This window comes from uncultured Sphingobacterium sp. (genome assembly GCF_964277905.1).
GTDB classification, from domain to species: Bacteria; Bacteroidota; Bacteroidia; order Sphingobacteriales; family Sphingobacteriaceae; genus Sphingobacterium; species Sphingobacterium siyangense.
Genome location: NZ_CAXYKD010000048.1, coordinates 572,500 through 597,015 on the forward strand (window position 1 = coordinate 572,500; position 24,516 = coordinate 597,015).

Genomic DNA, 24,516 nt, shown 5'->3' on the forward strand with positions numbered 1-24,516 from the left:
CCTATTATCCACATATTATGCACAATCAATTAATTGTTCAATTTAAAGTTTCTCCTGAAATTATGAGGACGAGAAACATCGATGGGGTGAAGGCAATTGCCACTGGTAGTGATACAGTTGTAGAGTTTTTGGACTCTGGGGATCCACAGTCTAATGAGTGGGACCAGGCACATGCTGTATTTGATAAGGATGATAATATAGCGTTCGCTGAACCTGACGTAAATGTGAGTTTACAGATTCCAACAGAATCGTTGGCCGATGAAAATGAAATTGATGGAGTAAAATATGATGAATTTATTGCCGAATGGCCATTCCCAAAGGAATCAAAAAATGTATGGCATTTGGCGGGAAACTATTCCCAACTAAAAGCTGCTAGAGATGCGGTCTATGCTTTGCCTAAGAAGGCTAAAATTAGAATAGTACATCTTGATACGGGCTACGATGAAGATCACGATTCCTTTCCAAAAGAACTTGTTAATATATCATTAAGTAGGAATTTTGTTGATGGGGAAGATCTTTTCGATGCGAGAGATCGATTCACAGAAGGCATGTTGAAAAATCCAGGTCACGGTACAGGTACATTGAGTATTTTGGCAGGACGCAAAATGCCAATTGCCGGAATAGGTACGTTTGACGACTATATTGGTCTCAGCGAAGCTATTGAAATTATACCGATTAGGATCGCGAAATCTGTCGTGCTCTTTAAATCTTCAAGTTTTGTTAAAGCGCTCGATTATATTGTCAACGAATTAAATAGCAAAGAAGAAACAAGAGTTCATGTTGTGACTATGAGCATGGGTGGATTAGCATCCAAAGCATGGGCAGACCTTGTGAATAAAGCCTATGACCAAGGTGTATTCATTGTTACTGCAGCGGGAAATAATTACAATAAACTTCCTACACGTAGACTTGTCTTTCCGGCGAGGTTTAATCGCGTTGTAGCAGCATGTGGAGCTACTTATGATTATTCTCCCTACGCAAAGCCAGATGGAGAGGGAAGTTTTTCTTTAATGGAAGGCAATCATGGTCCTAAATCACTCATGAGGACTGCCATTGCTGCATTTACACCAAATGTCCCTTGGGCAATATGGAAGAAAAAAGATCTTTTCGGTATCCGAGGTAACGGTACTTCTTCTGCAACACCACAGATCGCGTCTGCTGCAGCACTATATTATTGTAAACATTATGAAGCGTTGGAAAGTCTTCCAGATCGCTATATGATCGTGGAGTCTATTCGAAATGCGCTGTTTTCGACAGCACTAAAAAAGATGGATAAATTTGAGGGATCCTATGAATACTACTTTGGGAATGGTATACTTCAGGCTGCGGAAGCCTTAAAAGTTCCTGTTCCAGAAGTTGGATTTCTAAGAAATAAAAAAGAAAAGAAAGATACGGTCTTTTTGCCTTTTATCCGTTTGATTTTAGGGCTCAGGTCGGGAGTAGCAACAAATGAAGAGATGCTGGAAGCTGAGCTTATGCAATTGGCGTTATCTGATCCCGAAATTCAGCGTCTTATTGATAATCCTGATACAGATGATATTTCCGAGCTTAGTAATGAGCAACGTATTGAATTTGCTGCGCTGATTCGTGAAAATCCTCGTGCTTCACAAGCGCTAAAGAGTGCGGCTGACCGAATAATCAATAAATTGGAGTAAGATAATATTGAACGATAATAACTGTAAAAATGAGGCTGTCTCAAAAGGATAGCCTCTTTTTGCTTTTCTTATCCGCGGGCGGTACGATCTTAATTGTGAGTTATCCTACATAAATCTTTTTGAGGCGGCTGGTTAGCAATTCAATTTTCCCTTCCAAAATAAGATGATAAAAGTTTTCGAAGCAATCCTGATAGATTACCTGTTCGAGTGATTTTATTTCATCTCGGATTTGATCTTTGGGCATTGTGCTATAGTACTTATAATCGTCAGTTTCCATTACATCGTCATCAAACCATTCATCATCCAGATACTTGTAAAGATCATTTAAGTCTGCTACATCCTGACTTGTTTGAAAACAAGGGTGAAACCAAATCCAAAAATTTTCCTGGTCTTTATAAGGATCGGGTAGTGGTACAATCACTGTACCACGGAATAAATCTCCAGGATGTTCCTTATACCTGAAGTGTGTGAACTTTTCATTTAAATTTTTCATGACAGTCATTTAGTGTGAATGCCACAAACGCTGTTCCGGAATGAAAATTATCAACAGTAGTGAATTTTTGAACAACATTTTAGAAGAAATGAACAACTGTTATATCAAATAATCTTGCGACCTTTGATTTAGATCGAAGCCCAAAGCCGGTAAACATTTAGCCAAAGCGGACATCTAGCTAACATTGCCTCCCTTGACGGTTAACAAGGGGGGCTTTTTGTTTGAAAAAATAGCAGTATGACCGAATTCAAAGAACATATCGAAATTTTTAGAGAGACCTACGGCAGGCGGTTTGAAGCTTGGCGAGTGCTCATTGATCCCAAGGAAAAGCTATATCCAATTTTTTGGAAATGGGATGAGGGGAAGTTTGAGAACAGGGAATTTGCTGTTCAATCGATGAAACGGCGGTATCCAAATCTAGAAATCAGGTTTTCGAGATCCTGACGGCTTGATTATATAGAAATGATTTTCTATTTTGCTTCGATATGAATGAGGATCTGCAAACTTATCTCCACGCTTTTGCCCGAATAAATAGGGGCAGCACCAAGTATGGATTGGCACCACATAAACCGATCCTGCTCATAACTTTGGTTGAACTGATCGAAAAGGGTCTCGTGATCAACAATCGCTTTGAAGTTAATGTTGATCTTGTTGGACTATTTCAGGAGAACTGGCGCTTGCTGGTGCGCTCTGCGCATCAACCAGACTTTACCCAACCTTTCTATTATCTACAGTCCGATAAGGCAGCAAACGTAAATTTCTGGTATCTATATCCCAATCCCGGGTTTCAGATCAATGCGCATATCAAAAGTGTAAAGACACTTTCCGAAGTCGTCGCATATGGATCGTTCGACGATAGACTAGCAGTTTTACTTAGTGATCCGTTAGACCGGGCAGCAGTTCGAGATCAGCTACTTCTTACGTACTTTCCGGAGGAGCGGCAAGCATACTATTTTCATAAGGAACTGAATGACGGCTTTTACCATGAAGTACAGTCTATGGTGCTGAACGAGCCCGAGACACAGTACAAACATATTTCTATTCAGACAGAGGAAGATGTGTTTGTCAGATCGGGGTTGTTCAAACGCTATATCCCGCAGCTCTATCAGGACACCTGTGCTATGACAGGAATGCGGATGCGGTCTACTTTTAAGTACAATTTTATTGATGCGTGCCATATCATTCCTTTTGCAATTACGCATGACGACAAGGTAACGAATGGTATAGCGCTATGTCCGAATCTGCATCGCGCATTTGATAGGGGGCTGGTTAGTATAGATGAAAATTACACCATTATGGTTTCAGCGCATATCGACGAATTAGCGGACCATCCTTATAGTCTATCAAAACTAAAAGGAAAGCCAATTTTAGCTCCTGAACTACAACGCTATTATCCATCGCAGGAAAACTTAGCCTGGCATCGGGAGAATGTTTTCAAATGATGATATTGCTATTTCCAGAGTTTTCTGGTTTCCAAGAATAGCTCTATCTGATTTATAACTGTTGGCAGGTTTTTCAGGATGTCCTGTGTCCAGAACCTGAATACGACGTAATCCATGTCCCGCAGAGCTTTATTGACGCGTATATCTTTCTGCATGTTGCGCTCGATCTTAGGAATCCAGAAAAGGCGGTTGGATTTAATGCGCTCTTTATTGTTTTTCCAGTCGAATCCATGCCAGAATTCACCATCGACAAATAGCGCAAGTTTATATTTTTTGATCACAATATCAGGAGTTCCTGGCAGGGACTTATCATGAAGACGGAAACGGATATTTTTTGACCATAGTGCTTTTCTTAGAATGAGCTCGGGTTTGGAGTTACGATTCCTGATTTTTGACATGTTGTAACTTCGCTTTGGCGTAGTATAAAACCCCGCCGCTTCCTCAAAACGAGGAACATGAATTCTATCGTTTTTGTCATCGTAGTTAACCATTGCCTAAAGTTAAAAAATATTAAATGTAGTGATTAAAATATTCTGATGTAAAATCAAAAAAATAAAATGGAATTTAGCATTTTCAAATTAAGCCCGTTTTTTTGTTCGAAAAAAAATCTGGATATTAGCGCTACAAACTTTTTTGGATATTAATATTATTTTTTTTAAGTGACTGGAAACGAGAGACATATTAAAGCTGTTGATTTCTTCTGTTCGGGAGGAGGTATGAGCTGCGGTATGCAACAGGCTGGTATAGAGGTTATAGCTGGGATTGACTTTGACATAACCTGTAAGGATACATATGAGGCAAATATTAAAGGTTCTAAATTCCTTCATAGGGACGTTTTCAAATTGAAAGAAACCGATTTGGAAAAAACTCTTAAATTAAGAAGAAATGACGACAACTTACTGTTAATTGGGTGTAGCCCCTGTCAGTTTTGGAGTATTATTAAAACGGATAAAAGTAAATCAACGAAGTCGAAAGATTTATTGAAAGAGTTTCGCCGTTTTGTAGAATATTTTAATCCCGGATATGTAGTTGTCGAAAATGTACCTGGAGTATTGCGAAGAAAAGGAGAGAGTGGGTTAGAGGATTTTATTGTATGGTTGGAAAATCATAGGTACAGAGTTCATGCAGAGGTACATGAAGTTAGTAATTATGGGGTGCCACAACATAGAAGAAGATTTACTTTAATTGCTAATAGAGTATCCGATATAGAACTTAAACCGATACCGAAAATAGGAGATAAACTCAGAGTACAAGATGTAATTGGCGAGCATAATGGATTTCCTAAAGTACCACCTGGGAATAAAGACGCATCCAAATTTATGCATACTGTGGCTGGGCTAAATAAACTAAATTTAGAACGATTAGCTTTGACAGCAAAAAGTGGTGGAACTCGCATGTCATACGTTTTTGATAAAAAACTTGCGGCCCCTTGTCACTATGGAAGAGAGGACATATTTAGGGATATATATGGGCGAATGTGGTGGGACAAACCAGCGCCAACAATTACAACAAAATTTTTTAGTATTTCTAATGGCCGATTTGCTCATCCCGAGGAAGATCGGGCAATTTCTTTAAGAGAGGGGGCGGTATTGCAATCTTTTCCTAAAAATTATATCTTTATGACGAAAAGTATTGCTACAACCGCTAGAATGATCGGTAATGCCGTTCCTCCAACGTATGCTAAAGCTGTTGGCAAAGCTATTATTTATAACCACAATGCAATTTAGAACTAAAGCAAGAGCTGTCGATTTATTAGGAAAAGGGCAAATAGCAGACTTACCAACCGCAATTACGGAATTGTGGAAAAATGGTTATGATGCTTATGCTGATAATCTAAACGCCGAATTATTTAAAAAAGAATATCGAGGATTAGAGAATGATTATTTTCTCATTTCAGATGATGGGAAGGGAATGTCCAGCTCAGATATTTTAGATAAGTGGTTGGTTTTGGGGACTGATTCTAAATCTAGAGCAGAATTAGAAATCGAATCGGAAGAAACGTTGTGGAAGAAACCTCGTGTTAAGGCTGGCGAAAAAGGGATAGGCCGATTATCAATTGCTTTTGTCGGGAATCCAATGTTAATGTTGACAAAGAAAATTGGGTACCCATTGCAAGCTGTTTACTTTGATTGGCGTTTGCTAGAGAACTATAATCTATTTTTAGACGATGTGATTATTCCTACTCGACCAATGGATGATTTAGAGGAACTTCCTCGTGTCTTTAGAACCTTAAAGGATGAGTTTTTGAAGAATTTCGACAAAGAGTTTAATTTAGATGGACAGCCAATATGGGAGAATAATCAAAAAGAATTACGTGATCAGATAATTAATGAAACTACTAAGACTCTTATCGAGGAACCTATATTAGATTTTGCTGTCAAATGGTTTGAAAAATCAAAGTATAATACTGGTACTATTTTTTTGACTTTTAATCCAATTGATCAAATCATTGATTTATCTGAAAAAGATGATGATGGTTTGGAAGACCGAAAATTTGTAATTTCAAGTTTAACTGGCTTTGTGAATCCTTTTAAAGGGGTTGATTTTCATGTTAATAGCACTTTTTTAATTAACGCTGAGCAAGAATCTTTTGACCTTTTAAACTCTAGGGGTAATTTTTTTAATAGATCGGATTTCGATTTGGCAGACGTTTACATAAAAGGTGAGTTCGACGGAAACGGTACTTTTCAAGGAAGTATAAGAATGTATGACGAAGTCGTTGAGTATTACTACACTAATCCTAGAAAAAAGGATAGAAGAAGCTTCTATGGCAAAGTTCCCATAGAATTAGGATATTCTCAAGGAGAGGAGAAATCATCAGCTCTTACAGAAATGCAGTTCGCAGCATTGAAGAGTAAGGTCGCTGAGTATGGTGGCCTTTACGTATTTAGAGATGATTTTCGAGTTTTACCTTACGGACGTGAAAATGCAGATTTTTTAGGATTTGAACAAAGGAGATCTAAAAGAGCAGGCTCTTATTATTTTTCATACAGACGGATGTATGGTTATTTAGATGTCACAAGAGAACGAAATCCAAATCTTAAAGATAAATCTAGTAGGGAAGGATTAATAAACAATGCACAGTATCGTGCCTTTACTAGCGATGCTATCAATTTTTTTGTAACATTGGCCCAAGATTATTTCGCAACTGAAGCAAAGGAGTCATTATTTTTAAATAAAAAGAAAGAATTAAACGATCAACATGAAGCTCTAAAAGCTGATAAAGCGAGGGAAAAAGCCGAAAAAATAGCATTTACTAAATCTTTGAATGAATATCCTAAAAAGCTAGAGGAACATCAAGCTAGATATGAACGTTTGTTGAGCGAATTGGACGATAAGCTAACGAGTATTGGTGTTACATATTCTGAGGTAGAGCAAATTTTAGATGAGCTTCAGAAGTTGGATATTGATCTTAAAAATTTAATTCCCAAAGTACCGAAAAGGTATAAGCCGACGGAAACTCAGAAAGAAAGACTTTATAAATTTGAAGATCGTCTAAATAATTATATAAATTTAGTAACACCAAAAAGAGAATTAGTTAATAGAAAGGCTCAAGATAAATTAGAAATAAGAGACCTTAAGATTGATTTTACGAAAAGGTATAATTCTTATATTTCATCGCTAGAAAAAGAACTTACTACAAGTCGAGTTGTTTTAGAAAATAAAGTTGATGATTTGATTAGAGAATATAAAGAACGTTCTCGACGGTTAATTAATGCTTTATCTGAAAATAAAGAGAGCATAATTAATCAAATACTCGTAAAAGATCAGGTCTTGGTGTTTTCTTCAGAAGTTGAAAATTTGTATTCTTCCTTGTTGGCTCAAGCTCAGTCAACGTTATTCCCTTTAGTAGAACACATCTATCGTCTATCCTTTGATATTAATGAGGAACAAGTCCAAGGTGCTTACAAAGCTCAATATGATCAAATGAAGTATCAATGGGAGCAAACTAGGGATACGGCTCAGTTGGGAATTGCGGTTGAAATTATAGATCATGAGTTCAATCAACTATACGCCAAGATAAATAATCAGCTTAAACTACTTGCTGACTATAATGACATTTCATCTATTAAAGAGTTTGTATTCCTTGGGAAGAACTTTAAACAGTTGGAAGATAAGTATGCATTATTGTCACCTTTGTATCGAATTTCAGGTGCATTGAATAAAGAGGTTGAATGCTATGCCATTTATAACTATTTGTTACAATTTTTTGAAAACCAGATTTCTGAGTATGACATAAGTTTTGATGTTACAGAATCTTTTAAGAAACATATTATTTACGTTAAAGAGCCTGTTATTCATACTGTATTCATCAACGTCATAAATAATGCTATATACTGGATGCGTAATAAAGAGAGTCGTGTTATTGGGCTTGATTATATCTTAGAAACTAACGAAATTGTGATCGCTAATTCAGGTGAAAAAATACCCGATTATAGACTAGAAAAGATCTTCGAATTATTTTATTCACAACGGCCCAATGGGAGAGGAATAGGACTCTATTTATCGAAGCAAAGCTTAAATGAAGCTGGTTTAGATATTTATGCTACTAACGAAAAAAAATACAATTATTTAGGTGGAGCCTGCTTCATCATTAACCAAATTAATATAGGGGATGTATAGCCAAAAAGCATTTCAAATTTTAGACAAATCAATTAATAACGCTGTTTTTATTGATGAGAAAGCAAAGGATTTCTATTCTGAAACAACAGATGTGAATGCTTTTGCCGAAGAGAAACTTTCTAAAGATTTATACAATACTTTTAAAAGTCACGGAAAAAACTTGACTGTACATAGATTTGTAAAGTCCAATATTACTGAGCCAAAAACTATTGAATATCTATTTAAAGGTAAAGATTTAATTTTATTAGATTGGGAGTTAGATGGTTCATCTGGCGTAGAGTATTCATTGAATCTTTTACATAAGGCGGTTAGTTCACCTAATATTAATTTTTGTTGTGTATACTCAAATTCGCGAAATTTTGATGAAGTACCTATGTTTTTGGATACATACTTTTCTGGCTTATCTAGAGAGCAATTTGAATCTATACAAGATACTTATTCGAATCTTGAACCGCAAGATTTGAAAAATGTAATTAATAAAGATGAAAAAGAAATTTTAAAATTTGCGGAGGAAAATTACATTAATAGCGAAACGTTTCCGATTGTAGAAAATAAGGACAAATCGATATTATATTTAGTGCGTTTAATTTATATCTCATTAGAGATAGATAGGTTTTTTATTGATAACCAATTTGCTAAATACGAAGTTTTAAACACAGGCGAGAATTCGTTTATGATTAATAATACCTTTGTATTAACTTTAAAAAAAGATTTTACAGATGATGCGGATTACGAAAAATTAGTGAAAAGGATATCTGATATCGTCATCACAAATGAAGGAAGTTTTTTTCAGCTGTTAGGACTAGAAATGCAATCTGTTTTTAACGAAAATGAAAGTTTTATTGATAATTCTATTCTAAAATCATCTACCGAAGCATTATTTCAGTTTAGAAATCATTTAGGTAATGATAAAGCGTTTGGTACAATTATAAAAAAGTTATTATTAGAACAAGCAACTTTAAAACTTCGAACTGCTAAACTGGAGCTTCTAAAAAGTGAATTTTTAGACTTTAAAACCAGAGAGTTAATACAAAAGGAGCCTACTCACGAAGCGTTATTTAATCTTAACGTTTTTTATAATTCAGTTAAAGTTAAGAGTTTGCATCCTGACGATATTCCTAACTTAAACTTTGGCGATGTATTTAAAGATTTGAATGGAAACTATCATTTGTGTATTACGGCTTTGTGTGATTGTTTGTACCCAAATGATATTGATCATAATTATTATTTTGTTAAAGGAACAGAATTTACTGATATAGAAACAGCTTTGAAATTAGGAGATACAGCTTTTTTAAGCTTTTTAGATAACGGAAAAGCAGTTTATTGGGGAAATATTAGTAACCCAAACTTGAAAAGCATAAAACAAGGATCACTTTCTAATTCTGAAGATGATATACTAAAATTGAAAAGAGATATTATTGAATTAAATAGAATTATAGATCTATATAAATTAAATTTAGGTAAAATTAGCGATATCTTATATAGACCTTTATATATTAAACCAAAAGTTTATAATGTAGAAAACAATAAAATTATAGATGAAAAAATAGTGGTATGGGATATTACTAATAAACTGAAGAAGGAACAATATGATCATAACTTAAATAGTTATGTTTTAGAGTATGTTTCAACATTGAGAACTGACTATGCTCAACGGATTGCTAATCATGCATTTGGTCATCCATCAAGAGTTGGGGTAGATTTTGTTAAAATTAAATAGAACTAGAATAGTTCTTGGCCCGGAACAAGTACTATTCTGGTTTGACTACTGTTAACCAATTATTACCTTAAATTTAGACAGTTCTATAGTTTGATTATTTGTGTACACGATTTTACTGTCTGGTGGTAGAGGCCTTTTTTGGGGAGACAGCTTTTCTATTTTATTGATGAAATCTAAAATTGGGTCATCAGAAGGTACAACAAACACGGTATCTGCGGCTTCCTCTACCTGAAACCAAGACGCCCATATAGCTCGATCATCAAGTTCTGTATTGGTAAAATGCATATGGTTTCTAGATATTACAAATAGATGAACTTTAGAGATGGATTTTTCACCATTTATTTTTAAAACCTTCAATATGTTATTATGAGATTCAGTTTTAATCCATCCATCCACTTTGTCAATCCATTCAATTGATTTGGCAATGAGGTTTGATATTCTGCTTCGTCGTTCTTTAATGTTCGTGGTAAAATTGTCTTGCCATTTTAATTGAAAAAGTCCTAAACTATTGGAATTTTTGTCATATACGATAGCGTCAATGTCTGTTAGAATTTTACCATTTGGAGCTTTTAGTATGACATTCTCGTATATTTTTATAAAATTATCCTGATTAAATATTTCATATAGCTGATTACGAAATCTAATTTCTCTATTATTTACAGCATTAAAAAAGTCTTCTGGATATCTTCTCTTTAATTCCCGGTTTAAAAAATACACTGGATTTTTTAAACATCCATAAGTAGAGACGATTAATTTATCACCTTTGATTTTGATAAAGGGAGCAGGGATTGGTTTTGGATATCCTAAATGTGTTCCTATGTTGTTTTCATTAAGAGTAAAACAGTCCACTATTTTCATCACTTTTTGAATAGGAAATCCTGTTGTTATACAATATTGATTTATAATGTCTCGTTGATCTAAAATCTGCGTCAGAACTTTACGCATTGAGATTGTGCTGTTGTTGTTGGTTAATGCAACACAACAGTCCCTGTGTACAATGCCTATTTTTTGCACGTAATAGACAAAATCGATAAAATCTTTATATGTGATGTCACCAAACTTGTCATCTTCTTCAAAGTCATCAAGTGTAAAGGTGCTATTTACGAGTAGAAAAGCTGACTCTGTGTAGAATGCTGATAATCGAGTTGGTAAGTCGTAAGTAATTCCATTTTTTTTACATATTTTTACATACTTGATTAATTCGCTTCGAACTTTGGGAGTTTCTTTTTCCACTAGTTGCAAGCGCTCTTCAAATTTTATATTTTTTTTGTAATGGTTATATTGCAGACTTAATAATTCATATTTTTCGTGATCATTTTCGAATAATTTGGTAAATCTAAAGCTATTGTCATTTTCTAACGAAATACTCATTAAACCAGCCTTCTCGAAATTCAAAGCCTGATTACAAAGTTCAATACCACCAGCAAGATAAACTACAGAATCGGCCCAATCAATAATATTTTTCTTTAAGACATTTTTCGATTTTAACTCACCAGCATATTTTTTGTAAAATAATGAAAAGGCATAACCCCACCCGTATTCGTATTTTCCTAATTTTTGAATTGCACCAAGATATTCAAAACCAAAATTAAATTGATATTGGTAATCAATCGTTTTTATAATCTGAATGACAGACGTTAGGTGATTTGCATTTGTACTATTTTCGATTCTTTTTGCTTCAAGCAATAAAAGGCTTTGTAACTTGTTTACCGGCATGATAGGATTTTTTTAGGTGTTAGGCGCATCCTCCAACCGCTTGAACAAATGAGACAATAAACTAAGCATATCTAAACAATCTTTTTCAGAAAAAAGGCCAGAGTCACGTAGGTCCACTATTTCTTCATGAGAAATAGGATTTCTGGCTCCAGATACTATCCCCATGGATAAATACTTTTGACCATCTTCAATACACTTGTAGGTATCTGCATGAAATTTGTCGCCATTAGGTTTATTATAGCTAGCTGCTACTTGAAGAATTTTTTGATGACCGAATTCTGTTCCCATCATTCCTGAATCGCTTTGAATTGTGCTTTTTGATTTTTCCCGGACCTTATTGATATACCTTTTTACTGCTTCGACGAATGCCCGGTAGTAATCTTGTCTTTCATAATCTATTCTAGCAGCTGACTTTATTTCAAGATGTAAGTGCCTCCAGTGTAGTAAAGGATATTCTGGAGCAATATTGTGCACCGCGTTTAGTAAAGACACTTGATCTGAGCTGCTTAATTCTGAATCATTCATCTTACTAATTATTGTGTCAACCTGAGTTGATATAAATACTGGGAGAGTCTTTTTCCAGTTGATTATATTGATTCCTGTATTTTCCTGTACTTTCTTTTCTTTTTTCTCCGACCGTTTGTTTCTCCAGTCCTTTTCGATGGCGGTTAAGATATTATGAAGGAACTTTTTTAATGCTAATGATTTTTCATTTTCCCAATCAATAGATTGTCTGTTTGTTGAAATAACATCTTCTGGCCAATCATCTACGAAGTCTACATCTAGCCATCCAGTTGTATAAGAATAGAAGTGACTGGATTCTGCTTTACCAAAAAACTCTGGAGAGTTGATCATTCTTCCATTAGCGAATAAGGTTACTCCTCTTAGCTCTGGTTTAATCGGTTTTTCTGTCGTTGTGATATTTCCTCTTATACTTCCTTTGTATTCATATGGTTCATTAGATATTTTTAATATATCTTCTTTAGACCATTCAAATTCTGGAGTTATATTTTCATATTTGAGTTTATTGTCAATTTTTATGGTTTGTTTGTCGTCAAGAGAAATTAGAAGCTCGAAGTCATCCGCTCTGAAGTTGAACAACCTTGCTAAGCTTGAACTATAAGAACTTAAGGAGAAGGTTGATTTATGTTTGAGTTCTTTGAGTGTGATTGTTGTGCCGAAAGCTTTTTCTGCTTTTTTTATCTCAAAAGCTGGTTTGTATTCTCCATCAGAATTTAATATTTGATCATAATTCATTGTAAAGGATACTTCGACGTGATCCTGTGTCGTAGATATTTCGACGGTATTTCCCAAGCCAAATAGGGCGAGTTTACCTAGACCTTTTTTCCCCGTTGGATTTCTACTACAATTATTAATTTGATTTTCTTTTCTTCTATTCCTTCCGATTCGTAGAAAATTGTTATTTATCTCATTAAACGACATGCCGATCCCATTGTCTTCTATTACTATTCTCTTCTGAGGATTATTGTAAAGCTTGACGTGAACCAATTTCGCACAAGCATCATAGGAATTAGCGACAAGTTCAGCTATTGCTGGCGGAATGTGGGAATACATTTTCACACCTAAATGTTCAATAGTATTGGGTTCAAATTTTAACTTTAATTCGTTTTCCATATTACAGGTTTTTAAGGATAATTGATTTAAAAATACTGAAATGTAAAGCCAAAGCCTCTTTATTAGGTTTATTTAATGTGTCGTTAAATAAAATGAAACCATCAAACTGGGAGTATTCATCTTTTACTTTAGGATGAAAGTGAACTGTCATCGTATTTGGATCAATAGCAATTAAGTTTAGATCAAATAGAGTATGTATATCTGCCCTTAACAATAATCCATTTGAAGGATGGTTATCATTTTTCACTCTGTATGGTCTTATATGTGCTGCTTCCAAGATATCCACGATTTTGCATCCTGTTATTATGCAGGTATTATTATATCTTTTTAAAAGGGAATCCCTGAATTTTTGTTGTCCTCTTCTTAACTTAATTCCACGCTCTGTAATTTCTCTTTCATCCTCATCGGAAATCTTATATTCTTCTTCGTCTTCCTCGGTATAGCTTTGATAGGGCATTAAGGGGATAGAGTTGTAATGTTCTTCATCGTCGTCCCACGACATGTCAAAGTCGGGGAATAAATCCAAAGCTTTATAATCCAGCCTTTGCATTGACATGTTTTGGTTGTAACCACTGCTATAAAATGGACGTAGTTGCTGCAAGTCATTGTTGAACTGGTTGGAAGAAACAAAATGGTCAAAGTTTGCCTTATATTTTGTTACAGATTTTAGTTCTTCGATTGGTTCATTAAATTCATGACCTTTGTTGCATCTGTATATTGGTTTTTTTGTTTTTCTTTTATCTATGGTGGTGCTAGGACATTCCGGACATCTTCTTATGGTTTTGCCTCCTTTTACGCTGTAAATACTGCTAATACTGACGAATCCAAGAATCATTTTCTTGTCAATAATGATAGCCTGATCACCTGCTTTTATCCGTTGAGAATTAGCTACAAAATTGTCATAGTTATAGTATTCTTTCAAGCTGTCTTGATAATCATCAGTTTGGGATGCTTTATCTTCTTCGGGTACAGTTTTTAGTACCCATAGCTGACTATCATGTTTTTTCAACTGAAAAGTTAAAGGGGCTGATTCTATCGTTTCAATTTTATCATTCTTTTTATCTCCGATAGCTCGTCTTATTTGTTGTTGCGTAATGTAGTTTTCATTATCGATAGGACGGAAAATATTATTAGTTTTTAATTGGTTCTCTATCTCTTTAGCGGTTAAAGGAGATGTTGCTTCTTCTAAAACTTTGATTATGTTTGGTAGTATATATTTCATATCACAATATGATGTTTCGTAGAGGAATAAATCAGACTGAAATTTTTACAAACAGCGATAAGTGTTCATCAAGGATTTAGCTATAGGAATATCAGCAGGAGCAAGCTGCCAGTCCAAAAGGGAAGAGATGAGCACCCATTCCGTTCGATCGTGATCAACTTGCTTTATCTCCGATTGCTCTGTCGAACACTTAAAAGAGATTAGTTCAATATTAGCAGTTTCATATTGATGCGTATTATCCAAAAAGTGACTGTCGATAGTCACTTCGAGACCGAGTTCTTCAAGAAGTTCACGTTTTAAAGACTCTTCGTAAGTTTCATTTTCTTCCACCTTGCCTCCGGGAAATTCCCAATAACCGCCTAAGGATTTACTGGCTTTGCGTCTGCAGATAAGGACACGATCATCTTTGTAAATTATACCACATACGACTTTGATTTTATCCATGTAAATTTTTCGTTATATCATAATTATAATGTCTCTGATAGTGTCCCGTTTTTGTCGTTCGATTCTCTGATAGCAGCAGCGATTTCCTTCAATACATCGGTCTGTATGAGTAGGGAGGCAGTATGTTGACGATTTGCCGTTAGACTACGATTTTGGAGGATGGACAATACCTTGTACAATCCGTAAAATATAGCTAGGATGAAGACACCGTAAACTAGAGGGACGAGAATAAGTATTTCTTGCGTACCAATAAATAATAGGTTCATGATTTTTGGTTGTTTTTATTAGGTGATTGTTCTCAGATTTAATCTCCCGAATCAGAGGGCAAAACTATATCACCATAGATTTCTTTAAATGTTTTTAATACATCTAAACCTAGGCCTTCGATGAAGCAGATTAGTTCAACGGCTAATAGATCTTTAGTCTTCTCATTTACTAGCTTACCTATTTTGTTATCTGCCATACCAATCTTTTCTTCGACTTCATTTTGCTTAAGTGTATGCATTTTTAGAAATCTAATCTCATTGGGCAGATGCTGGAAATTTTCTAAAAGATTGCCTCTTGATCTATTTGGATAAATAGCTTCAATCGCATTTTTAAATTCACCATCGTCATTGCCTGATAATTTGATTGCGAAGTAAACTATTTTATAAAATTCTTCTGGAGAAGATTTTGATGTGAGCTTATTGTTTAAGTCGTTCATTCTTGGCTTCAGTATGCCCGCCAATTGTCTAACTTTCTCTTTCACAACACCTAAATTCTTTAAATATTCTCCTAATAAAGTTGCCATGTTATATTCTTTTTATGTGACTTTTGGTTGTTTTTACTTTTTAAAGTCATATTATTTACTTATATTTGTTTCATAGTTATATGCGACATAGCATAAAGGGAAACCTTTATCAACGATGTCACTCGTTCGAAATCCGCCAGATTTACCCGCGAGTTGACCTTGAAGTCGCCCTATGTGCTGGATTTTTATACCTTTGTATATATCCAGTGGGCGTCTTCCTGTCAGACTTTTGTGGGTAACTCTTTGAACTTCGAGTAAGTTTAAGAGGAGGCTTCTGGCGGAGCCACGAGCAAAAGCATGGAAGACGACCTATTGGTTTTTATACCAATTTGAGTTCTTGAAGCTTTTTGAGTGTCATCGTTTCATAAACTTTTAAAATTATGATGAAACGAGTTAAAACCACCAAAATGAACCACCGAGACACGATCCAGGATCGCAGTCCTTGGTTTGCACAACTATTCCCATAAAGAATGCTATCCGCGCGCCCGAATAGTTTATTAAATCATTAAAAACCAAAATAGGAGAGGGCTGCTATCGCCAATTTTTTATGTGCCGATAGGATACAATAAGTACTCCCTTGTTCAAGGTTTTCCGATCTGTCTGTTTTTACAACATTCCCTTTAGATCAGGTTAATAATAAATTTAGTTGCTTTATTCAAGCGTCAACAACTTAAAATTAGCATTTAAAATTTATTGTTCCAAACAAATCAAAGGAATTTAAGCATAGTTTTCTATTGCTTACAGATCGGTTTTTTATCTTTCCCGACAGGATGCGCCATAATGTCCCCCTAATCAATGCTTTGTAACCGTCTCGGGGCGCTTTTCGGGATTTTGTCAATTCTTAATTTGTGAAACCTGCAAGGATCTAAAATTCCCTGCAATGACACCTCTTTGGAATGCAATTTTTTGCAATGGGGGAAGCTACGTCCAATTAAAAAGGATAGGACATAGCTAAGTCATCTTTATGAACCTTAAAAATGAATCAAAAATATTCAAATGTGCTCTCCCTAGAGCTAGCCATATATCAAGTACATGAACCTGCTTATGATCCGATTAAAAAGATCATCGAATTTTGGAATAAGTATGACATCAATACCATTCAGAATACGATCAATTTGTTATTGAAAAAAGCGGCTGGCCGATCACCAGATGAGAATGTGCTGGAAATCTGCCACAAACAGGTATTTGCTGTCGATTTGATGGCGCTGTTGATAGCTTACTTCCATATCCATAAAGACTTTATGGATATCAGTAAAATAGATATTTCAGAAGCGGAGACTACATTAAGTAGTTTGGATGAGCTGGAGATCACCAAGAGGATACACGAGTTTTTTGGACGCATAGCAGAATAATCTTTAACAATAAGTAGATGAAACACAGGTCAAATCTGATGTCTGCCTTATTGGATAAGGTAGCATATCAGGCATCTATTAAGAATGCCGAAAATAATAATTTAAAAAAAATGCAATACGCATGGGGTAAAAAGCACCCCTTCGATTGTATTGTATATAGCTTGAGGCAGATGATGTCGGCATGTACCCCTGTGCCGATGCCAAAGAGCGTAAAGGGAATGTTTAGCATAAGGACAATTCTAATCCTGTTCCTTATGATGTTCAGTTTTCATATGTTTAGTTTATCAGCTCAGACGCCCCGCAAGGACAGCGGGGCGGAAGGGTTGTTAGCCGTCAGCGGTACCCTTGTATCATCCATTGACGGAAAACCTATCCAAGGAGTATCCATCCAAGTGCAAGGTGAAAAAGGTAGGGCTTCGTCCAAAAATGACGGTTCCTTTTCATTGCCAGTTTCCAATCCTAAAGGCACAGTTTCATTCTCCCACATGGGTTTCAGGCGATTAGAACTTCCTTATGTTGTTGGGGTATCATTGCAAGTAAAATTGATACCGATAGAGAATCAATTGGATGAGGTGGAAGTAGTTTCTACGGGTTACCAAAAGATCCCTAAGGAGCGGGCGACGGGAAGTTTTGTGCAGGTGGATAGTAAGCTTTTAAATAGGAGAGTAAGTACAAACATCCTCGATCGGCTCGAAGGGGTAACAAGCGGTGTAAATTTTAACCGCTCTTCGGGTGGATCGGGTGGCATGCTTCCTCCAAACGAGCAAACGGGCCTATCAATTCGTGGAAGATCAACGATTGATGATAAGGTAAGTGCCGATCCCCTAATTATATTGGATAATTTTCCTTTTGAGGGGGGCTTGGATCAGATCAATCCAAACGATGTAGAAAGTATTACCGTCTTACGTGACGCCGCTGCCGCATCCATCTGGGGTGCCCGATCGGGAAATGGCGTTATTGTTATCTCAACTAAAAAAGCCGCTTTTAACGAAAAAACAAAAGTGGATTTTAATACGGCCACAATAATAGGATTGCGTCCAAATTTCAAGTATAGCCGAAGTTTTATTCCCAGTACGCAATTTATGGTTGTCGAGAAACAGTTATTCGATAAAGGCTTCTATGACGATATGTTTTCCAATACAAGCACTTACCCCGTTGTGAGCCCATACGTAGAATTGCTAAACAGCCATCGCTCGGGTAATCTGACAGACAATGATCTCCAATTAATGGAGAGTCAGTTTGCACGGAGGGATGCCCGCGATGAAACAGCTAAATATTTCTATCAAACTTCAAGGAAAAGCCAGTATGCACTTAATATCAGGTCGGGTGGGCCTAAATCAAATGCTTACTTTTCTTTAGGCTATGATGATAATAGGGAAACAGTACAGCGTGCAAACCTTCAACGTTGGACAATGACCTTAGCTCCACAGTTCAAAATATTATCCAACCTTTCTTTTTCGCCATCGATATGGGTAGCGCATACCAAGCAGTCGTATGGCTACAGCTATAGTGCTTCAATTCCTTACATTTCTTTAGTGCAGGAGGATGGAAGCCCGGCCAGTGTTCCGGGGCCTTATAGAGAGGCATACTTAAAGAACGTGGAAGCGAAGGGATTCAAAGATTGGTCACTTCGCCCATTGGAAGAGAAAGCCCTGAAAGATACTGGCCTGAAAAGACTAAACACCATTTTAAAGGGACAATTGAATTATCAACCCTTGGAATGGCTCTCTATGTCTTCTTTGTTTCAGTACGAACGGCAGCAGGGTGATTATGAGGATGTGAAAAATAGAAATAGCTATTATGTGCGAAACCTTGTCAATCGCTTTACTCAGGTGAATGGAACAACCATGACTTATCCCATTCCTGATGCGGATATACTCGACTATAGCCACGATCGGATGGAAGCTTATAATTTTCGCTTGAATGCCGCTGTAACCAAATCGTGGTCGGATATACATCATCTTGATGCGCTTTTAGGTACGGAGATAAAATCTTCTACAGTCAGCTCGAATACAGGGCGTTACTATGGTTATGATAAGGAAACAGGCACGATTTCTGGAAATCTCAATTTCAATCAATACTATCCTGTTAACCCTGCAGGATTGGGGTCGCAGCTGATAGATGATGGTATCGGCAACATTGGCCTGACCTCCCAACGCTTTATTTCTTATTTTTTTAACGGGGCATATCAATATCGAGGACGTTATACTATTTCGGCATCCGCACGAAAGGACGGCGCAAATCTCTATGGCGTAAAGTCAAATGATAAATTTGTGCCACTCTGGTCAGTAGGTCTGCTTTATGATATTTCCAAAGAAAACTTTTATAAACTGAGCTTTTTGCCGACGCTCAAACTTCGTTTTACGTATGGATTTAATGGCAACTCCTATAATCAGGCTGCATACTTGATCGCCAGTTTCAATCGCAACGCAGTCAATGGTTTTAGACAGGCTACAATCCAAAATCCGCCCAATCCTTCATTGCGTTGGGAACGGGTTCGTAACGTCAATTTAGCGTTAGAGTTTGCATCTAAAAACAATCGGATTTCCGGTTCAGTAGAATTATTTCAGAAGGACGGCATGGACCTGATCGAGGAAGTGCTTCTGCGGCCGTCCACAGGATTCGAAAGTTACAAAGGAAATGCCGCGGCGGTAAGGAATAGGGGAATGGATATTCAGATCAATACAACGAACGTCAAAGGAAATTTTGGTTGGAATACAGTGCTGTTATGGAGCCTCTTAAAGGATCGCGTGCAATCTTTTAGTGAAGATTATCCGACGCAATATCTCGTGTCAAATTCTGCCTCCATCAGCGGTTCTGCTCGTTATGGATTATACATCAAAGAGGGCAATTCACTATACGGTGTTTACAGCTACCGTTCCGCAGGACTCAATGAAAACGGCGATCCCCAAGGCTATCTGAATGGTGAAATTAGTAAAGATTATACGGGTATCATCGCAAGTAATACCATGGATAATGTGATCTATCATGGAAGCAGTCGACCGACTTCTTTTGGTTCTTTGCGTAATAACTTCTCCTACGGGAACTGGTCGCTTTCAGCTAACGTGCTATTTAAAGCAGGTTTCTTTTTCCGTAAGAAAAGTAGTAGCACAAATTTAACGGAAGTATTCGCTGATCCGAATGCCGACTATCTGCTTGCCTTTGACCCTACGCATCCCAATGATAAAACGTCAATGCCGTCGCTTGTTTATCCTCTTAATGTAAATCGGAATACTTTTTATCAAAACTCGGAAGCCTTGGTGTTACCGGGTGATCATATTCGTTTTCAGGATATCTCCTTGTCTTACAGGTTTACTTTTAAACCATTTAAACTGGAGCTTTATGGTTATGTCGATAACATCGGTATTATTTGGCGCAAGAATAAATGGGGGCTTGATCCTGAGGTGAACGACTATTGGGGAGCTTATCCCGTACCGCGGAGTTACTCACTAGGTGCCCGAATTCAATTTTAAGAATTAACACTGATGATTAGGATAAACAAATGAAAAAATATAGCTTTTATCTTGCTGTGATCCTGTTTTGCTGCTCATGCAAAAAAATGGATAATTGGCTCGATGTAAAATCAAAAAATAGTGACGTAATTTTAAATTCCGTCGCAGACTACCAGTCCTTATTGGATAATACAGCTGTCATGAATACGACACCGGGCATTGATATTGTCGCGTCTGATAATATTCAGCTGCTAGAAAATACAGCTTTGACAGCTGGCCTATCGGCTGAGCGTAATGCTTATATCTGGAAAGAAGATATCTATGAAGGAGCCATTGGTGTCGGAACGGGAGATTGGACCGTCCCTTATCGGGCAATTGCTTATGCTAATATTGCCTTGGAAGGGATGGAGAAATTGACCCAAACGAGTGCCGAAAGAGACAATGTGCGGGGTTCGGCCTTATTTTACCGCGGTTTCCACTATTACCAGCTGCTGCAACTTTATGCCCCGCCATATAAGGAGGGGGCAAATGAGCCTTGTGTACTACCGCTAAGGGATGTGTCGGATGTTGGCGTATCGGGCAAGTTGTCGACAGTAGAGGATTGTTATAACCAGGTGATTACCGATCTGAATGCTGCGCTTGCACTATTGCCACTTGTTCCTGCAAACAAGACCAGGCCCTCACGGCTTGCGGTCTTGGCGATGCTTGCAAAGGTGTATTTGCTGATGGAGAAGTATGAACAGGCCAAGGATTATGTAGAAAGGTATCTTGAAAATCAAAGCGAACTGCTCGATTTCTCGACCTTGAATACAGCTGCGACGTTGCCTTTTCCTACGCTAGATGTAGGGAATAAGGAGGTGATTTTTTATGCTGGTCCGATTAGTTATTCCCTGCTATCGTTTGGCAATCTTAGAGTCAATGAATCTCTTTATTCCAGCTATCAAGCCAACGATCTTCGGAAAGCTGCCTTTTTCCGACTAAACGCCGACGGGACAAAATCCTTCAAAGGGCGTTACACAGGTACTGTAGGGCTTTTTTCAGGCTTGGCAACCAATGAAATGCTGCTTATTAAGGCGGAATGCCTAGCTCGTACTGGAAAGTGGCAGGTAGGAGCCGACCTATTGAATACGCTCTGTGGAAAGCGTTATAAAAATTATTCGCCAGTAGTTGATGAAACAGATGAGGCTGCACTCCAACGGATACTTGAGGAAAGGAACAAAGAGTTGGTTTTTACCGGTACCTGTCGTTGGGAAGATCTGAGACGGCTTAATAAAGACCCTCGGTTTGCGAAGACCCTAACGCGGAAACTGGCCGGCAGCGTATATACACTTCCTCCAAATGATCCTCGATACACGTTTCCGGTAATCCCTCAGGAATTAATAACAAAAGCTAAGTAATGATGAAAACGATTAAAACCACACTATTGATGGCTTTTTTAAGCCTAAGCATCGCGTTTTGGAGCAAATTATATGCGCAGACAGCCACCGTCACCGTTAAAACGAAAGTGGCAAGCAAAGGAATAGTAGCCATTAATTGCTACTGGACTGAAGACAATTTTGAGTTTAATAGTCACATACCTTTGCAAAAACAAATAGCCAAGAGAAAAGGTAATCGATACACGATTACTTTTGATAACGATTTAAAGTTTCGCAATATCTCATTTATCGGGACAGATAAGGATAGTATCGACAAATTATTTTGGTTAGATTATTTGATTTGCCCAGGAGATCAGGTTGTCATTTTGGATGATGGTCATGGTGGCCTTTCCTTTAAGGGTAAGGGCTCGGCGAAGTTTACTTTGCAGTATAAACTGGCACAGATTGAAAAAACATTCGTATTGCTCGATAAACAACAAGAAAACAAAATAGTTTTACCTTCGCCCGCAAATCTGTCACCCGTTCTCTACGATAAACTGGTATCAAGCATCAAGTATAATTATGCAAAAAGGGATAGCCAGTTCGTGGTATTAAATGCATATAAGCGCTTGTTAAATAATGAGCTATATTCGCTATTTAAACTAAATGTGATTGGCAGATCCGAATCTAATATATTGACAACGCTGCATATGCAATTTAATTGGTTGAGTAAAAAGTTTCCTGAACTGGAAGATCAAAAGCATTTGTTATTACAGACTTATACGCAGCGGGGAACTGGTTTAGCTAATCTGAAAAATGCTCGTTTTCACTATGCCAATGATATGCAGCTGTACTTTATGCTTCGGTTTAGGTATGCCGACTGGTTAGGATCTATATTCGAAGACGAATGGCATGAAAGTATGATCGACAAAGATTTGATAAATCGGGCATTGTACCGTCATTTTTATACAAGTTACGCCAAAATGGATAGTTTGAAAAGACAAAACGTGATAAGTCAGATTTCTGATGCTAGCTATAAACGGAAGCTGGAATCCTTTTTGAAAAATATTTCCAACGGGGTAGCACTGCCTAATTTCCAGTTTCAAGATAGTTTAGGTAATCCTGTTCATCTAGCTGATTTTAAGGGGAAATATGTTTTGCTCGACTTCTGGTATACGGGCTGCGGTAATTGCCGGATTTTGAATAAAAACTTGAAACCGATCAAAGAGAAACTGAAGGATAGAAAAGATCTGGTTTTTGTGAATGTATCCATTGATGGAAACTTTGCGCAATGGAAGGCATCGGTGGCTAGCGGAGCTTATACCGATGCCACAGATGTAAACTTATATACGATGGGCCAAAAATCAAACCATCCGATCATAAAATTCTTGAACGTGATGAGCTATCCGAGACAGCTGTTAGTTGATAAGGAAATGCGTATAATTTCAACGCAGATACCACGAGTGGGAAATGCTAAAAATGACTCGGAATTTAAAGCTTTGATAGCAAAGTTAAAGTAAAAGAAAGGCGCCTGATAGATCTATCAGGCGCCTTCCATTAAATTTACTCCTTTTATTCCTCGTTCGTCTCAAACTTACCATGATCCACAGTTTGGAAATTGGCTGGGTTTCTAAACTCGTCGTTCATCGGTCCAGGTGCACTTCCAATCTTCTCATAAGAACAGTCAGCCGATGGATTTTCGGTACAATCCCCAAGAGGATAGTTGGATTTCGGCTCCCATGTTCCGCTAATCAGTACATAATCTCCTGAAGGAGGCGTTAAATTATTAGTAAAAGACTGCGTCAATATCGCGCCGCCTATTGTTGCTACACCCAGTAGCAATTGCCCATATTTTTTTAAAGTTCCCATGGGTTTAAATTTTAAAGATGATTAACTTTTGTTCTTACCAGGGCAAAGATTCCCGCAATCAGCCAAATAAGATTAAAGACGATATGCGTTTTCCAGCCCATGGATTCAATCACACCACCACAGTGACAGAGCTTATTCTCGACAAATCGGACCATAAGGCACAAATAAATTGTAAACGTTCCCATAAGTAGTGTAGCGGTCCTCAGTGCAAAGCGCTTAATCCAATATACAGGTACAATCAGCAGGATAGCAAGCACAATCTCCAAAGCGGGGATGCCATAGCCGATCAGTTTCGCATAAGCGCCCAGATAGGGGATCTTACTATTACCGCTGATGAAAGTAGCCATGTTCATAAACTTGGCCCATCCTGTATACATGTACATAAAAGCATAACCATAAATGATCAGATCAGGCAGACGACGATAGATCGAGCGCGCTATCCGGCGGATTAAACTACCGCGTTTTGTGGAGCTTGCAGACTGTTCCTGTTGATGTACCGATATTGTGATGCGCTTTTCCATAAGCTTGTTTGTGTTGTTGTGATTTATTATTGTTTGCTGCGGAGCCAGCTGCCTATCACCGCTGGATTTCCTGATTATGCTCACCTTCACCGGCATCGCGGGAATAGGGCAAATTTTCTTTTATACCGTGTTTTCATACTTTAGTTTACGACGTTAGTTAAATACGTTGATTCAAAGTTAGCCCACCAAAACGCCAAAGAGCTGTAGTTTTGGCGGTGCAAAGATCT

Annotated in this window: 20 protein-coding genes; 10 read left to right on the forward strand and 10 right to left on the reverse strand. The window is 37.2% G+C overall.

The genetic code is table 11. From position 1 onward, the window contains the following. Positions 1–17 precede the first annotated feature (17 nt). Positions 18–1,655 (forward strand): S8 family peptidase, encoded by a 1,638-nt coding sequence (locus ACHWSC_RS24165; RefSeq protein ID WP_394678484.1) that lies wholly within the window; start codon positions 18–20, stop codon positions 1,653–1,655. Between the two features lie 100 nt (positions 1,656–1,755). On the opposite strand, the gene ACHWSC_RS24170 is transcribed toward ACHWSC_RS24165, so the two are convergent. After that, positions 1,756–2,148: a hypothetical protein gene (locus ACHWSC_RS24170; protein ID WP_394678485.1), complete on the reverse strand. Its 393-nt coding sequence runs from the start codon at positions 2,146–2,148 to the stop codon at positions 1,756–1,758. Positions 2,149–2,385: 237 nt separating this feature from the next. Here ACHWSC_RS24170 and ACHWSC_RS24175 point away from each other — a divergent pair, with 237 nt between their 5' ends. After that, entirely contained in the window at positions 2,386–2,592 is a 207-nt protein-coding gene (locus ACHWSC_RS24175; protein WP_394678486.1) for a hypothetical protein, read from the forward strand. A gap of 41 nt (positions 2,593–2,633) precedes the next feature. Then, positions 2,634–3,590, forward strand: a complete 957-nt coding sequence (locus ACHWSC_RS24180) for an HNH endonuclease (protein ID WP_394678487.1) — start codon at positions 2,634–2,636, stop codon at positions 3,588–3,590. A gap of 8 nt (positions 3,591–3,598) precedes the next feature. Here ACHWSC_RS24180 and ACHWSC_RS24185 read toward each other — a convergent pair whose 3' ends face one another. Next, a complete protein-coding gene (locus ACHWSC_RS24185; protein WP_394678488.1) occupies positions 3,599–4,081 on the reverse strand; it encodes a very short patch repair endonuclease in 483 nt (160 codons plus the stop codon). Positions 4,082–4,249: 168 nt separating this feature from the next. Between ACHWSC_RS24185 and ACHWSC_RS24190 the strand changes: the two genes are divergently transcribed. The 3 genes from ACHWSC_RS24190 to ACHWSC_RS24200 are packed head-to-tail and all read left to right on the forward strand — an operon-like array spanning position 4,250 to position 9,933. Then, positions 4,250–5,317, forward strand: a complete 1,068-nt coding sequence (locus ACHWSC_RS24190) for a DNA cytosine methyltransferase (protein ID WP_394678489.1) — start codon at positions 4,250–4,252, stop codon at positions 5,315–5,317. Next, on the forward strand, positions 5,307–8,213 hold the full coding sequence (locus ACHWSC_RS24195) for an ATP-binding protein (RefSeq protein ID WP_394678490.1): 2,907 nt from the start codon (positions 5,307–5,309) through the stop codon (positions 8,211–8,213). The genes ACHWSC_RS24190 and ACHWSC_RS24195 overlap by 11 nt, the downstream gene beginning before the upstream one ends. Then, positions 8,206–9,933 carry a response regulator receiver domain gene (locus ACHWSC_RS24200; protein WP_394678491.1) on the forward strand — a complete coding sequence of 576 codons (1,728 nt, stop codon included), beginning with the start codon at positions 8,206–8,208 and terminating at the stop codon, positions 9,931–9,933. Before ACHWSC_RS24195 ends, ACHWSC_RS24200 begins: the two co-directional genes overlap by 8 nt. Positions 9,934–9,984: 51 nt before the next feature. On the opposite strand, the gene ACHWSC_RS24205 is transcribed toward ACHWSC_RS24200, so the two are convergent. The 6 genes from ACHWSC_RS24205 to ACHWSC_RS24230 are packed head-to-tail and all read right to left on the reverse strand — an operon-like array spanning position 9,985 to position 15,740. Then, positions 9,985–11,649 carry a hypothetical protein gene (locus ACHWSC_RS24205; protein ID WP_394678492.1) on the reverse strand — a complete coding sequence of 555 codons (1,665 nt, stop codon included), beginning with the start codon at positions 11,647–11,649 and terminating at the stop codon, positions 9,985–9,987. A gap of 12 nt (positions 11,650–11,661) precedes the next feature. After that, a complete protein-coding gene (locus ACHWSC_RS24210) occupies positions 11,662–13,284 on the reverse strand; it encodes a TIGR02391 family protein (protein ID WP_394678493.1) in 1,623 nt (540 codons plus the stop codon). Between the two features lies 1 nt (position 13,285). Next, positions 13,286–14,506, reverse strand: a complete 1,221-nt coding sequence (locus ACHWSC_RS24215; RefSeq protein WP_394678494.1) for an HNH endonuclease — start codon at positions 14,504–14,506, stop codon at positions 13,286–13,288. Between the two features lie 45 nt (positions 14,507–14,551). Next, complete coding sequence (locus ACHWSC_RS24220; RefSeq protein ID WP_394678495.1) at positions 14,552–14,950, reverse strand: (deoxy)nucleoside triphosphate pyrophosphohydrolase; 399 nt, start codon at positions 14,948–14,950, stop codon at positions 14,552–14,554. A 23-nt stretch (positions 14,951–14,973) separates the two neighbouring features. Continuing rightward, entirely contained in the window at positions 14,974–15,216 is a 243-nt protein-coding gene (locus ACHWSC_RS24225; protein WP_394678496.1) for a hypothetical protein, read from the reverse strand. Between the two features lie 38 nt (positions 15,217–15,254). Further along, positions 15,255–15,740 (reverse strand): hypothetical protein, encoded by a 486-nt coding sequence (locus ACHWSC_RS24230; protein ID WP_394678497.1) that lies wholly within the window; start codon positions 15,738–15,740, stop codon positions 15,255–15,257. Positions 15,741–16,717: 977 nt separating this feature from the next. Here ACHWSC_RS24230 and ACHWSC_RS24235 point away from each other — a divergent pair. From ACHWSC_RS24235 to ACHWSC_RS24250, 4 genes are all read left to right on the forward strand, one after another. Then, the gene (locus ACHWSC_RS24235) at positions 16,718–17,092 is read left to right on the forward strand and encodes a hypothetical protein (RefSeq protein ID WP_394678498.1); all 375 of its coding nucleotides are present in this window, start codon (positions 16,718–16,720) and stop codon (positions 17,090–17,092) included. Positions 17,093–17,109: 17 nt separating this feature from the next. Next, entirely contained in the window at positions 17,110–20,565 is a 3,456-nt protein-coding gene (locus tag ACHWSC_RS24240) for a SusC/RagA family TonB-linked outer membrane protein (RefSeq protein WP_394678499.1), read from the forward strand. A gap of 86 nt (positions 20,566–20,651) precedes the next feature. After that, complete coding sequence (locus ACHWSC_RS24245; RefSeq protein ID WP_394678500.1) at positions 20,652–21,941, forward strand: RagB/SusD family nutrient uptake outer membrane protein; 1,290 nt, start codon at positions 20,652–20,654, stop codon at positions 21,939–21,941. Beyond that, positions 21,941–23,419 (forward strand): TlpA family protein disulfide reductase, encoded by a 1,479-nt coding sequence (locus ACHWSC_RS24250; protein ID WP_394678501.1) that lies wholly within the window; start codon positions 21,941–21,943, stop codon positions 23,417–23,419. Before ACHWSC_RS24245 ends, ACHWSC_RS24250 begins: the two co-directional genes overlap by 1 nt. Before the next feature lie 52 nt (positions 23,420–23,471). Here ACHWSC_RS24250 and ACHWSC_RS24255 read toward each other — a convergent pair whose 3' ends face one another. Next, positions 23,472–23,768 carry a hypothetical protein gene (locus tag ACHWSC_RS24255; RefSeq protein WP_394678502.1) on the reverse strand — a complete coding sequence of 99 codons (297 nt, stop codon included), beginning with the start codon at positions 23,766–23,768 and terminating at the stop codon, positions 23,472–23,474. A gap of 11 nt (positions 23,769–23,779) precedes the next feature. Further along, positions 23,780–24,289, reverse strand: coding sequence for a MauE/DoxX family redox-associated membrane protein (locus ACHWSC_RS24260; RefSeq protein ID WP_394678503.1), 510 nt, complete (start codon positions 24,287–24,289; stop codon positions 23,780–23,782). Between the last annotated feature and the right edge of the window lie 227 nt (positions 24,290–24,516).